The 12,899-nt window shown below is 70.7% G+C and carries 12 protein-coding genes; 4 read left to right on the forward strand and 8 right to left on the reverse strand.

Annotated elements, in window-relative coordinates; genetic code table 11:
• Nucleotides 1-384: 384 nt before the first annotated feature.
• The gene (locus ACIHCL_RS14920; RefSeq protein ID WP_399861562.1) at nucleotides 385-2,358 is read left to right on the forward strand and encodes a DUF4157 domain-containing protein; all 1,974 of its coding nucleotides are present in this window, start codon (nucleotides 385-387) and stop codon (nucleotides 2,356-2,358) included.
• 177 nt (nucleotides 2,359-2,535) lie between these two features.
• Nucleotides 2,536-2,952: an RNA-binding S4 domain-containing protein gene (locus ACIHCL_RS14925; protein ID WP_399861565.1), complete on the forward strand. Its 417-nt coding sequence runs from the start codon at nucleotides 2,536-2,538 to the stop codon at nucleotides 2,950-2,952.
• A 186-nt stretch (nucleotides 2,953-3,138) separates the two neighbouring features.
• Here the strand turns inward: ACIHCL_RS14925 and ACIHCL_RS14930 are convergent, their stop codons facing one another.
• The 4 genes from ACIHCL_RS14930 to ACIHCL_RS14945 all read right to left on the reverse strand — a co-directional run bounded on the left by ACIHCL_RS14930 (nucleotide 3,139) and on the right by ACIHCL_RS14945 (nucleotide 8,153).
• Nucleotides 3,139-5,310 (reverse strand): FUSC family protein, encoded by a 2,172-nt coding sequence (locus ACIHCL_RS14930; protein WP_399861871.1) that lies wholly within the window; start codon nucleotides 5,308-5,310, stop codon nucleotides 3,139-3,141.
• 137 nt (nucleotides 5,311-5,447) lie between these two features.
• Nucleotides 5,448-5,699 carry a DUF2630 family protein gene (locus tag ACIHCL_RS14935; protein ID WP_399861567.1) on the reverse strand — a complete coding sequence of 84 codons (252 nt, stop codon included), beginning with the start codon at nucleotides 5,697-5,699 and terminating at the stop codon, nucleotides 5,448-5,450.
• A 378-nt stretch (nucleotides 5,700-6,077) separates the two neighbouring features.
• Complete coding sequence (locus tag ACIHCL_RS14940) at nucleotides 6,078-7,190, reverse strand: NADP-dependent oxidoreductase (protein ID WP_399861569.1); 1,113 nt, start codon at nucleotides 7,188-7,190, stop codon at nucleotides 6,078-6,080.
• A 39-nt stretch (nucleotides 7,191-7,229) separates the two neighbouring features.
• The gene (locus ACIHCL_RS14945) at nucleotides 7,230-8,153 is read right to left on the reverse strand and encodes a hypothetical protein (protein WP_399861572.1); all 924 of its coding nucleotides are present in this window, start codon (nucleotides 8,151-8,153) and stop codon (nucleotides 7,230-7,232) included.
• A 148-nt stretch (nucleotides 8,154-8,301) separates the two neighbouring features.
• Here ACIHCL_RS14945 and ACIHCL_RS14950 point away from each other — a divergent pair, with 148 nt between their 5' ends.
• A complete protein-coding gene (locus ACIHCL_RS14950) occupies nucleotides 8,302-8,718 on the forward strand; it encodes a hypothetical protein (protein WP_399861574.1) in 417 nt (138 codons plus the stop codon).
• Nucleotides 8,719-8,879: 161 nt separating this feature from the next.
• On the opposite strand, the gene ACIHCL_RS14955 is transcribed toward ACIHCL_RS14950, so the two are convergent.
• The 3 genes from ACIHCL_RS14955 to ACIHCL_RS14965 all read right to left on the reverse strand — a co-directional run bounded on the left by ACIHCL_RS14955 (nucleotide 8,880) and on the right by ACIHCL_RS14965 (nucleotide 11,476).
• Nucleotides 8,880-9,302 carry a universal stress protein gene (locus ACIHCL_RS14955; protein WP_399861576.1) on the reverse strand — a complete coding sequence of 141 codons (423 nt, stop codon included), beginning with the start codon at nucleotides 9,300-9,302 and terminating at the stop codon, nucleotides 8,880-8,882.
• 342 nt (nucleotides 9,303-9,644) lie between these two features.
• Complete coding sequence (locus ACIHCL_RS14960) at nucleotides 9,645-10,298, reverse strand: FMN reductase (RefSeq protein WP_399861873.1); 654 nt, start codon at nucleotides 10,296-10,298, stop codon at nucleotides 9,645-9,647.
• A 32-nt stretch (nucleotides 10,299-10,330) separates the two neighbouring features.
• Nucleotides 10,331-11,476, reverse strand: coding sequence for an LLM class flavin-dependent oxidoreductase (locus ACIHCL_RS14965; protein ID WP_399861579.1), 1,146 nt, complete (start codon nucleotides 11,474-11,476; stop codon nucleotides 10,331-10,333).
• Nucleotides 11,477-11,692: 216 nt separating this feature from the next.
• On the opposite strand from ACIHCL_RS14965, the gene ACIHCL_RS14970 reads away from it, so the two are divergent.
• A complete protein-coding gene (locus ACIHCL_RS14970) occupies nucleotides 11,693-11,839 on the forward strand; it encodes a DUF6126 family protein (RefSeq protein ID WP_399861581.1) in 147 nt (48 codons plus the stop codon).
• Between the two features lie 92 nt (nucleotides 11,840-11,931).
• Here ACIHCL_RS14970 and wrbA read toward each other — a convergent pair whose 3' ends face one another.
• Nucleotides 11,932-12,549, reverse strand: coding sequence for an NAD(P)H:quinone oxidoreductase (gene wrbA, locus ACIHCL_RS14975; protein ID WP_399861584.1), 618 nt, complete (start codon nucleotides 12,547-12,549; stop codon nucleotides 11,932-11,934).
• Nucleotides 12,550-12,899 lie beyond the last annotated feature (350 nt).

Genomic DNA, 12,899 nt, shown 5'->3' on the forward strand with positions numbered 1-12,899 from the left:
CCTCGGCCAGCGCCGCGGGTACGCCGCGCTGGGCCTGACGTGTGTCGTTCAAGCATGTTCCAGCCAACCGGAATTGTCTTGTCGGTGCGGGCGCTTTGGCTGATGGGGCGTCAAGTGAGTCTTCGCCCGTGCCGCACCGACGTGGTCTTTGACCTCGGGGTCCGAGGCCGCAGACAACGGGGCCGCTTCACGCACCCACCAGTATCAACCTCAAGGCCCAGCCGGTAATGCCGCACATGTGCCCGCTCCGGTACAGGGTCCCTGCCGCCCCGGCCCCGACCTCTGCCCTATCGGGGCACGGCACACTGCCCGGCCATACCTCGCCCTGGGACGACCGATCGCGTACACAAGGGAGTCCGGGTTCGTACACGAGGAGAGACAGCCTTGCGCGATCGCGATGGCGCCTACACGACCGAGGCCAGGGACGGCCGGGACACCGCTCGTATAGTCGCAAGCGATAGGTCGCCCCAGGGCCTTCTCGCGCTCCAGGCCACGGTCGGCAACGCCGCCGTCGTCCAGCTGCTCCGCGCGGCCGGGCACCCCGGGGCACGGCCCCAGGTGCAGCGCTCCGCCGTCCACGATATCCTACACGCCCCTGGCCGCCCTCTCGACGACAGTACGCGCGCGGACATGGAGGCCCGGTTCGACGCGGACTTCTCCGACGTCCGCATTCACGACGACACCGCCGCCCGTGCCTCCGCCGCCGGTATCGGTGCCCGTGCCTACACCTCCGGCAGCCATGTGGTTATCGGTGACGGCGGCGCCGACCGGCACACGCTTGCCCACGAGCTGACCCATGTGATCCAGCAGCGCTCGGGCCCGGTGGCGGGTACCGACCGGGGAAACGGGCTGCGCGTCTCCGACCCCGGCGACCGCTTCGAGCGCGAAGCCGAGCAACACGCCACGCGTGTCCTGGGGAGCAGTCCGGCGGCACACGTGGCGCACACACCGGCGGAGCACACCGGACACACGCACACCGGACACGCGGCGCGGCCGGGATCGGCGGTGCAGCGTGTGGTCTACGGGACCAACAAGGAGCAGAAAGACCAGCGGGAGCAACTGGAAAACCTTCCCGCGATGTGGGTACCGGTCGAGGAGTTCGACGAGGACGGGAACCCCAGACCACGACCGACCGTCGCTTACACCGGCCAGCGCGACGGATACGGAATGGACGCACTGCGCGTCGAGCGCACCTTCGCTCTGCCCTCGAGGACGGCGACCCGCTCAGGCATCCTGTTGGTGGACAACTGGGAGATCGAGTACCAGACCTCGTTCTTCGTCTACAAGGTACAGGCGATCAACGACCGCCACCGGCAGCACTCCCGCATACTGATCAACCCGGACCAGCCCTTCGCGGTCGTCGGCAGGGTCGCCAAGGGATCGCAGGGCCGGTCGATGGGGCGGCCCTACCGGTTCGGGGACTACTGGGACGTCAACCCGGATTTCCGGGGCGGCCCGGACTCATCTGTGGACCACGACATGGACATGGAGGAGCTGATCGCGAGGCGGGGCCTGAAGGAGGACAACCGCGTCAGGAGCGCGGACCGCGACTCACTCGTACAACTGCCCAGTGACCCGTACCAGCCGTTCCTCTTCTACACGCGCGACATCACCGACCCGAATTTCACGCACCCGGGCGGGGCGCGCAAGGATGACCGCCGTTTCCTGCTCCCGGCCGACTTCGACCACCTGGCAGGACAGGCCCGGGCGGCCGGGAAGACGCGCGATCAGGTGGGACTGAGCAAGCAGCCGGTAGCGGGCCGGCAGGACGCCGGTCGCGACCCCTCCAAGGGGATGGGCGGCTTCCGTGCGCACGCCATCATGCCGGTTTCCGGCCACGGCGCTACCGGAGGGCGCCTCGCGCACCTCGCCTCGCACGAGTGGTGCCATCTCATCGGCGACAACGACGGCGGCCCTGCCATCTTCCACAATCTGGTGGTCGGCACCAACGCGGTCAACACCGAACAACTGGCTATGGAGTCCGCCCTGCGCGACTTCCGGCCGCGCATGGATGGGCTCGGGTGCGCGATACGGCTGAGGGTCGAAGCGATCGTCGAGGAGGCCGAGTTGGAGGAGCCGGGCATACCCGGAGGCTCCTACCACAAGGCCGATTGGATCAGCTTTACGATTGATATCGTCGACAAGGATCCGAGCGCCGGCGCCGTGGAAACGAGGCCCTCGGTGGGCGAGGTCGTACATCGGCAGATCATGGACGCGAATCGCGGCACCATCACCGAGTCGGAGTTCAACAGCCTGCATCACCAGGTACGCAATCTGCTGCACGCGGAGCACCTCCGGCTGAAGGAGAAACAGCGGGCCGAGCCCGCGTGGCAGGGTTCTCCCATGTCCATCGACTAGCTAAGGGCCGTCCCGGGATCCCCGGCGGGTGCGCGACGTCGGCTACGGCATCTCGCCGCGTTGTCGGAACGTCCGCATACATCCAGTATGTGGACGTCCCTCCGCCTTGCGATGCACCGCATCCGACGCCGCGCGCTGGTCCAGCGCGGATTGCGGGAAGCCCTTACAGTCGGACGCATGGTTTCCGGTGAGGCGCCGCAGGCGGAGGGCAGTACCCGGGTCGATGTCTGGATCTGGTCGGTCCGGCTGACGAAGACCCGTTCGCAGGCCGCTGCCGCATGTCGCGCGGGTCATGTGAAGGTCGCCGGTGAGCGTGCCAAGCCCGCTCAGGCGGTGCGCGTCGGCGACGAGGTACGGCTTCGGCACGCGGGCCGCGACCGGATCGTGGTCGTGTCGAAGATCGTGAAGAAGCGGGTCGGTGCGCCGGTGGCGGCCGAGTGCTTCATCGACAACAGCCCGCCTCCGCCGCCGCGCGAGGTGGCGTTGCAGGTGCCGGTACGGGACCGGGGCGCGGGCCGGCCGACGAAGCGGGACCGGCGCGAGATGGAGCGGCTGCGAGGCGGCGGTGGAGGCGGCGGCGATCTCCCGAGGTGACCGGCGGTCCCGGCCGCCAGCCTGCGGTTTCCCGAGGTGACCGAAGGCCCTGGGCGTCACCTTGTGGGTAGGGCCGGGCCGGGTGACCGGAGGTTCCGGTCGTCCCGTGTGGGTAGGGCCCCGGCTCGGATGGCCGGCGGTCCCGGTCGTCGGTCTGCGGCCGTGGTCTGGGACGCCAGCCCACGGCTATGGCTGCGGGGAGGCGATGGCCCGCGCCGCCGCCACCTCCCGGCGCAGGGGAGCCAGCACCCCCTCCTCGTCGCCCGGCAGTTCGGTGCGTACCTCCACCAGGACCTCGCTCGATCGGATCCCGTCGGCGAGTTCCAGCAACTGCCGCCGGATCTCCGCCACTTCCTCCGCCGCTGGTTCCGGTGCTCCGTGGTTGACCCGAACCCGGGCCGCCGTTGTCGCGTCCACGATGCGCTCGACGGCGACGACCAGCGGCCACCAGGCCGCCGCCCGGTTGCCGACCGGGGGAGGTTCCGTCAGCGCGCGCTGGAACTCGGAGCGCACGACCGACAGATCGCGGTAGATGCGACGCCGAGCCCGCAAGCGCTCCGCCCGGTCGCCCGCACCAGCGCTTCCGAGGGCCTGGGTGCTCCCACCGCTCCCACCACCCCCGGCATTCCCACCGCTTCCACCGTTTTCACCGACTCTGCCAGTCCTACTGGTCCCGCCAGTCCCGCCAGTCCCGCCAGTCCCGCCAGTCCTGCCAGACCCGCCGGTCCCACCGGTCCCATCGGTTTCAGTGGTTCTCCCGTTCCCGGCGTTCCCTCCCACGCCGGCCCCCGCACCTGTACCGGACGTGCCGGAGCCTGTGCCCGTGCCGACGTTCCCGCCGTACGTGCCCGGCCCGAACGCGCACGTCACATAGTCGGCGATGTCCGTCACCACGTCCGCGAGCCGGTGCCCGACGCGGACGTGCCAGCTCTCCGGCCACAGGAGGTAGCCCGCCACGAGCACGATGGCGCAGCCGATCAGGCTGTCCAGGAAACGCGGCCAGACCAGGTCGAAGCCCTCGTGGTTCAGCAGGTCGGACAGGAGCAGGATGACCGGGGTGATGGCCGCGGTCTGGAAGGCGTACCCCTTCGCCGTGAACGCTGGGATCAGGGCCGCGAGCAGCATCATCACCGGCACGTCCCACCAGCCGATCGGCACCGCGGCGAGCACCGGTGCCGCGACCACGAGACCGGCCGCCGTACCCACCGAGCGCAGCACGGCCCGCGAGAACACCGAACCGAAGTCCGGCTTGAGGACGAACGTAACGGTCAGCGCGACCCAGTAGGAGCGCGGCACCGGTATCAGCGAGGTCAGGGCCTGGGCGAGGCCGATGCACAGGGCGAGGCGCAGCCCGTATCGCCAGGAGGCACCGGAGAACAGCACGCTGCGGGCGGTGCGCCGGACGCGTACCCCGAGTGCCGCGGGGCGTCCGAGCCGGTCGTCGACGTTGTACGGGTCGGGGTCGGCCTTGTGCACGACGGTCGCGGCGTGCCGCAGCGCGCTGTCCACCGCCCGGGTCGCGGGTGAGTCCGGGGCGGGCAGGCTGAGTTCAGGGCGACCGGTCCGGCTCTCCTCGACCGCGGCGGCCAGTTCGCGTACCGCCTCGGGGATCGCGTCGGGCAGCCGGATTCCGCGCACATGCACCGCGGGCGCCGCTTCGACGAGCGGGATGACGACGTTGAGCTGGGCGAGCAGCCGCACCATGGCGCTGCTGCGGCCGTGGTAGCGGGCCCGACGCGCCAGGATCAGGTCGTACGAGGTGTTGAGGGACTGGGTGACGGCCTGGCGCCGTTCCTCGTACGCGTCACCGCCCGCGGCGGCCAGCAGGTCGGCGACCGCGAGATAGGTGCCCGCGACCGCGACCCGCTCCGGCAGTTTCCGCCGCAGCGGCCAGGCCAGCAGGGTCAGGACGAGGACGAAGAGACCGCCCACCGTGAGCAGCAGCGGGGCCACCCACCAGGGTTCGGGCAGCGGGAGGCCGGCGCCGACCACCGCGTTGAGCAGGAGCAGCAGCCCGGACACGGAGGCGATCGCGCCGATCGTCGACATCATCCCGGAGACCAGACCGACCACCGTCAGCGCGGCGACCGCCGCCCAGCCGGTCCCGTACACCAGCGTGCCGAGCATGACGCCGAGCGCGCCGAAGAGCTGTGGTACGGCGATGTTGAGGACGCGCATGCGGTACGCGTCCGCGGTGTCACCGATGACGCCGGACAGCGCGCCCATGGAGACGAGCGCGCCGTACGCCGGGCGGTCCAGCGCGAAGCCGACGGCGAGCGGTCCAGCCAGGGAGACGGCGGCGCGGAGAGCCGCCGCCCAGGGCACCGGGGCGGAGGGCTGGGGGCGGAGCCCGCTCATCAGCCAGAAGGGCGGTGTGATGCGCCTGCGGCCGTTCCCGGTCTCCGTCTGGGTCAACGAGTCCCCCTCGGTGGTACGTGCTTGGTCGCGGCTTCGGTTTCCATAGCCATCGACCGTTCAGTTCTGGTCAGTCTCGGTCAGCTTTGGTACCCCTCGACCTCGTCGGCGGATCGGATCCTCGCGGTGGAGGGGTCCTCACCGGCTTCGATCAGTGCGCGGCGCTGCCGGAGCAGATCCCAGCACTGGTCGAGGCGGATCTCGACCTCGCGGAGCCGTGACCTCTCGTCCGGGGCGAGGCCCGTCTCCTGCGAGGAGCGGTCGCGAAGGTTTCGTTCCTCCTCGATGAGGATGCCGATGTCCTCAATAATGTCGTGTTCCTGGTCGTCCATGGTGTTTTCCTCCGGGAAGGGCGATACGGGGGCGGGGCGCCGGGCCTGGGACGTGTGCGCATCGCGCGACCGGGACCGGGGTCGGGGCCGGGGCCGGTGAAGGGGCTGTGCTGGGGCACCGGGCGTGGACGCGGCGTCAGAGGCCGACGGGCCGGCGCGCTGAGCATCATGCGGACGGGGCACCGGGCGTCGGGTGCCGCGCGTTGGGCGTCGGCCGGTCGGCCGGTCGGGCGGACGCCGTCGCAGAGTGCCGGGTGCTCCGGTGCCGGGTGTCGGTCGGACGCCGGGTACTGGACGTCGGGTGTCGGTCGGACGCCGGGTACTGGACGTCGGGTGCCGGGCGCAGGAGGCCGGAAGCCAGGCGTGTGAGGGCGGGGCTCAGAGCGCGATGATGGTCTTGCCACGTGCGCCACCCGCCCGGTTCCGGTCGAGGGCCCGTGGGACCTCCTCCAGCCGGAGTTCGGCATCGATGGGCACGCGCAGCACACCTTCGGCGACGCCCGCCGCCAGGACGTCGAGCAGGACCGGCGTGGGTTCGAGCCGGAAGTCGATGCCGGTCACGCCTGCGGGAAGCGCGGCTTTCGCTGCGGCGCCGCGCGTGCTGAGGGCGATGCCGTCGACGCGCACGGGTGCGGCACGGGCGGAGAACTCGTCCGGCGTGGCGGAGACCAGGTCGACGAGCGCGTCGACGCCGTCCGGGCACACCTCCCGTACCGCTGTTTCGAGGGGGCCGGCCAGCGTGTCGACGGTTACGGCGGCGCCCAGAGCCGCCATGCGCGTGCGCTCGGCACCGCGGACGGCCGCGATCACGCGGATGTCCCGGGCCGCCGCGAGCTGGGTGAGAAAGCTGCCGACACCGCCCGCCGCCCCGATGACCAGCAGGCTCTCGTGCCCCCGGAGCGCCACGGTCTCCAGGATCTGGGCGGCGGCCATCCCCGCGGTCGGCAGTGCCGCCGCGATCTTGGAGGGGAGGCCGGGCGGGATGAGCGTGATGGCGGAGTCCTGCGGAACGGTCATGTAGTCGCAGTAGGTGCCGGTCACGGCGGCGGCGCCGGCTGCGGCGGTGCTGCCCGGACCTGCGGCGGTGGCGGTCTCCGCACCCGCACCCGCACGCGTGCCTGTGCTCGTATGCGTTCCTGTACCTGCACGCGTGCCTGTGCCCGTACGCGTGCCTGCACCCGTCGCCGCGTCCGCGTCCACGTCGGTGCCGGCGACGGGCCCGGTGGTCCGGCCGAACACCTGGTCACCGACCCGGAAACGATTCGGGCCGCTGCCGATCTTGTCCACCCGGCCGGCGAAGTCCACACCGAGGACCAGAGGGAAGGCGGGGGCGGTGGGCGTGTCCGGGGAACCCTGTGCGCTCTGCCAGTCGCAGGGATTGAGCGCGGCGTACGTGACCCTGACCCGGACCTCCCCGGCCCCCGGTTCCGGCTTGGGTATCTCGACCAGTTCGGGCGGGGCCCGGAACGCGTTGACGGCTATGGCTCGCATGTGGATGACCTCTCAGTCGTCCCCGATCCGGCAGTCACGTCAACCACTCTTCCCCGGCCCGTTCGGCGCCGCATGTCGAGTCCGCCCCGCCCCTGCCGGGCCGCCGCCCCGCCGGACGAGCACCGCGCACAGCGCCACCGCCAGCCCGGCGCCGAGCACGGTCCACGCCGTCGTGCGCAGCGAACCCGTCAACGCGTCGTACACCGCCGCTGCGGCGCCCGTCTCGCCGGGCGGCACCTCGGCCAGCACCCGGTTCCGGGCGATCGCGAGCACCAGGCGCAGCACCAGCGCCCCCAGCGCGAAACCGAGCCCGACCGCCGTCGTGGCCGCGAGCGCGCCCGTCGTGCCCCGGCCGCCGCGCGCCCGGACCGCGAGCCCGGCCCCGGTCACGGTCAGGGCGGCGAACGCCACCGTGGCCACGGCAGGCCAGAGGCTTCCGGCACGCAGCAGGCGAAAGGTCTGGCGCAACTGGTCGGCACGATCGGCGGAGACGAGCGTGATGTCCGTGTGCTGGACCGGGATCCGGTCGGCGAACAGCACTCCGTTCTTCAGCAGGTCCCTCTTGACCTGCTCGGTCACGGGCGCCAGATCGATGGTGACGGCCTCGCCCGTGTGGTTCTTCAGCGCGGTGGTGACGGCCTCGTGGGCGGTGCGGTTGGCGGTGTTCCACGCGGCCTGGAAGGCGCCGGTGGTGGTGAAGGACAAGACCGCCTGGTGCAGGAAGTCACGCACGATGTCGTGGATCGGCCCGGTGTCGATCTGCTGCATCGTCGCTTCGGTGATCCGATCGGCGACCGTGCCGCGCACCTCCGGGTCGGAGGCGAGCGGTGCCACCGCGGCGACGTACCGGTCCGTGTCGTCGATCTCCAGATCCACCCAGGCGCACAGCGCGCTCAGCGGGACGAGCACGGCGAGCAGCACCGCGACCACCGCCGACAGCGTCACCGAGAGATACGTCCGCACCCTTCCAGGGAAGCCCGTACGGCGGCTGCGCGCTCCGGGCGGTAGGCCGTCCGAGTTGCCGTGCGGGGCGGCCGGGTGTGCTCTGGAGTGACATGACGAGGTGCTCGGCGAATGACGAGGTGCTCGGTGACGGAAGGAGCTCTCCGCCATGGCCACTCACGCAGCGATGCCGACACGCGGCCGGGCCCGCGGCCGGGGCCGGAGACCCGCGCGTCGGCGCACCATGCTCTCCTGGGCGATACCCGCCGTACTGGGCGCGGCTTACGGGCTGTACGCGTCGTTCATTCTCCGCAACAACGGCGCGAGCGGCGGCCGGCAGTTCTGGTACGGCCTGATCACGGCCGTGGTCCTCGCGGTGCTCTGCTACGCCTTGGCCCGGATTCAGCACGGTCTGATACCGCTGGTGCGCGGGGTGGCCTACGGAGCATTGACCGCCGCGTCGATCGGCCTGCTCGTCGGGCTGACCGGGTCGAGCGTGCTGCGGTCCTCGGCGCTGGGGCTGGCGGTCGGCCTCGGGATGTTCGTCACGGCGTTCTACCTCTTCTACACGCACGAGAAGACGTGAACTTCTACACGCACGAGAAGACGTGAACCCTTACACGCATGAGAAGACGTGAACCCTTCCGCGCTCCGCGCCCGCGTACCTGCGCGCCGGAGAGGGTACGGCGGCGGGCCCGCACGAAAATCGTGCGGGCCCGTCCCGGGTTGGTCGGTGCGCTGGGCGTATCAGTCGCGCACGACCGTCACCGGGCACGGTGCGTGCTGGGTGACGTGGAGGCTGACCGAGCCGAGCAGGGTCGCCTTGAATCCGCTGTAGCCGCGCGCCCCCACGACCAGCAGGTTCGCGCCCTTGGCCCGCTCCAGCAGGGACTGGGCCGGGTTGCCGATCACCACGACCTTGCTCACCTTGGCCGCGCCCTCGGCGCCCAGGGCCTCCTCCAGCGCCTCGTTGAGCGACACGGTCGCCAGCGCCTGCGGGTCGAAGTCCTCCGGCATGCCGGGCATCATGGACGCCCAACTGGTCGCCGGGTACTCCCAGCTGTTGACGGCTTCCACCGCGTCGCCGGTCAGCTCGGCCTGGCGTACGGCCCAGTGCAGTGCCTTGATCGACGACTCGGAGCCGTCGACGCCCACCACGATCCTGCCCATCTCTGCCTCCAGCTCGGTTCGGCTCAGTGCGCAGAGGCGCCGTGCGCGGCATTCCCGCACGGGTAGTGACGGGGACGTCGCACGACGCGTCTTTCGCGTCAACTCTAATCAAGGCGGACAGGAGTGCGAGGGAGGGGTCCCGGCCCGGTCGCCGGACGCGTACCCGAGGAACGGGCCGGGGAAACGGTGTCGGCGAACGGACCGAAAGAGTGAGCCTCGGGAACGGACTGTCCGGACCGGACTGCCGGAGCAGACGGTCGGACCGGACTGTCCGCACCAGACTGTCGGAACGGCGCCGGGAAACGGGCGCTCGCCGAGCGGCCCGGTCGCCGTGCGGACCGGTCAGTCCAGCCGCAGGTCGGAGAGCTGCTGCTCGAACGGTATGACCTCGTCGTCGAGACCGAGCGTCCTCGGCGCCCTGGAGGCCGCCCGGCCGCCCGTGAGCGTGGTGGCGAGTTCGCCGCCCGCCCGCCGGATGCGGGCCGGAAGCCCTTCGGTGTACTCGTCGCCGGACGAGCCCCAGTCCTCCGACGCCGCGTACACGGAGGTGGGCAGGACACTTGCCCGCAGGTAGGCGAAGAGTGGCCGCATCGCGTGCTCCAGGACCAGCGAGTGGCGGGCGGTCCCGCCCGTCGCCGCGATGACGACCGGCTTGCCCGTGAGCGCGGTGTTGTCGATCAGGTCGAAGAACGACTTGAACAGTCCGCTGTACGACGCGGTGAAGACGGGTGAGACGGCGATCAGGCCGTCGGCCTCCGTCACCTCCTTGATCGCTTTCTCCAGGGTGGCCGGCGGGAAGCCGGTCACCAGGTGGTTGGCGATGTCCACGGCCAGGTCGCGCAGCTCGATCAGCTGGACCTCGACCGTGCGGTCCTGCTCGGCCTGGAGCCGATCGCGGGCCGCTCCGGCCAGCCGTTCCGCCAGCAGCCGGGTGGACGAGGGGCTGCTCAGGCCCGCCGACACGGCGACGATCCGCAGCGGCTCGGCGGTGGACACGGTGGACGTGTCGGACGGCGTGGGCACGGCGATCAGGCCCCCTTCGCGGCAGTCGCGGCAGTCGCGGCAGTCGTGGCGGTCGTGGTGGTGGTGTCGGTCGCGGTGCCGCGGGCGGCGGCGACGGCCGGGTGGACGGGGGCGGCCTCCGGGACCCCGGCCGGTCGCATGGCCGCGAACTCCTTGCGCAGCACCGGGACGACCTCCTCGCCGAGGATGTCGAGCTGCTCCAGGACCGTCTTCAGCGGCAGACCCGCGTGGTCCATCAGGAACAACTGGCGCTGGTAGTCGCCCACGGCGTCCCGGAAGGTCAGGGTCCGCTCGATGACCTGCTGCGGGGAACCGACGGTCAGCGGGGTCTCCCGGGTGAAGTCCTCCAGCGAGGGCCCGTGCCCGTAGACCGGTGCGTTGTCGAAGTACGGGCGGAACTCCCGTACCGCTTCCTGCGAGTTCTTCCGCATGAACACCTGGCCGCCGAGGCCGACGATGGCCTGCTCGGCGGTTCCGTGCCCGTAGTGCGCATACCGCCGGCGGTAGAGGTTCACCATCTTCTTGGTGTGCTCCATGGGCCAGAAGATGTTGTTGTGGAAGAAGCCGTCGCCGTAGTACGCGGCCTGTTCGGCGATTTCCGGGGAGCGGATCGAGCCGTGCCAGACGAACGGTGGGACGCCGTCCAGCGGGCGCGGGGTCGCGGTGAACGACTGCAGCGGCGTACGGAACTTGCCCTCCCAGTCGACGACGTCCTCGCGCCACAGCTTGTGCAGCAGGGCGTAGTTCTCGATGGCGAGCGGGATGCCCTGGCGGATGTCCTTGCCGAACCAGGGGTAGACCGGGCCGGTGTTGCCCCGGCCCATCATCAGGTCGACGCGGCCGTCCGCGAGGTGCTGGAGCGTCGCGTAGTCCTCGGCGATCTTCACCGGGTCGTTGGTCGTGATCAGCGTGGTGGACGTGGACAGGGTGATGCGGTCGGTGCGGGCGGCGATGAAGCCGAGGGTGGTCGTCGGCGAGGACGGGACGAACGGCGGGTTGTGGTGCTCGCCGGTCGCGAACACGTCCAAGCCGACCTCCTCCGCCTTCTGCGCGATCGCGAGCGTCGCCTTGATCCGCTCGTTCTCGGTCGGTGTCCTGCCGGTCGTCGGGTCCGTGGTGACGTCTCCGACGGTGAAGATCCCGAACTCCATGACCCGCCTCCAGTTTGTTGAAGATTGAACTATGTGAACACTATAACGGGACGGCCCCCCGGGCTATTCCGAGGGGGTGTGTCGCTGTTCTGCAGGGGTGCGCCGCTGTTCCGAGGGGGCGTGCCGGGGGCTGCGCGTACTCTGGGCGGGGCGCGCGGGGTCGCGCGCGGCCCGTGCCGGACGGGTACGGAGAGGTTGGGCGGAGGTGGAGAAGCTGTGAGCGGGAGCGGCGGGGGGCGCGACATTGAGCGCTGGAAGGAGCGCGGCGTCGCGCTGCGCGTCTTCGTCTATGTCTTCGCCACGCACCTCTTCGCCGGTTTCGTCTATCTCCTGTTCTACGTGGGCGAGCACGCCAAGAAGTGACCGGGGCCGGCTTTCTGTGGCTCCCCTCACACATGCCGAAGCACCCGCCGCCGTGATCACGGGCGACGGGTGCTTGAGGGCTGGGGTGTGGCTCAGGCGTCGAGGCCGGCCTTGAGGGCCGAAGCGATCTTGACGACGCGCTCGGCCTGGTGGCGCGCGGCATTGCGGGTCTGCTCGGCGATCGGGTTGTTGCCCTGGGCGTCGACGTGGGAGGTGCCGTACGGGTTGCCGTCGACGAACTTCACCGCGTCGGTGTAGCCGGGGGCGACGACCAGGCCGCCGAAGTGGTGGATGGAGTTGTACAGGGCGAGCAGCGTCGACTCCTGGCCACCGTGGGTGGTGGCGGACGTCACGAAGCCGCTGTACACCTTGTCGGCCAGGGCGCCACGGGCCCACAGGCCACCGAGCGTGTCCAGGAACTGCTTGAGCTGCGAGGACACGTTGCCGAAGCGGGTCGGCGTACCGAAGATCACGGCGTCGGCCCACTCGACGTCGTCCGGCGTGGCGACCGGGATGTCGGCACTGGCAGCGGCGTGCGCGGCCCATGCCTCGTTGGAGGCGATGGCCGCCTCCGGGGCGAGCTCGGCGGTCTTCAGCAGGCGCACCTCGGCACCGGCCTTGGCGCCCGCCTCCGCGATCTCCTTGGCGATCTCGGCGCTGAAGCCGGTGGACGAGTAGTAGATGACAGCAAGCTTCACTGCGGAAGACATAGGGGGCTTATCTCCGTTCGGTTCAGTGCGTACGAGACAAGCCGGGCGATGGCCCGCGCCTGTTTGGTTCACCATTGAAGCATTTGGTTCACGTTTCAACAAATCTGGATCGGCGCACCCGGAGCCCTGGTCGGCATGCCGGGGCGCGGGGTGTGAGCCGTTCCCGTGCCGCCGGGGCCACCGGCGCGCTAGCATCGCGTCCATGACCTATGCACCGTGCCGGAACTGGTGGCGCTCCTTCTAGGAGCGGCCACTCCACGCGCACGGAATCAGGGCCGTTCGAAACGGACGGCCCTTCTCTCTGCCCTCGTACGGGTACGGAAGCCGGTGCCCCCGGCGGGCCGTCCTCC

The sequence above is a fragment of the Streptomyces sp. NPDC052042 genome, from assembly GCF_044548345.1.
Taxonomy (GTDB): Bacteria; Actinomycetota; Actinomycetes; order Streptomycetales; family Streptomycetaceae; genus Streptomyces.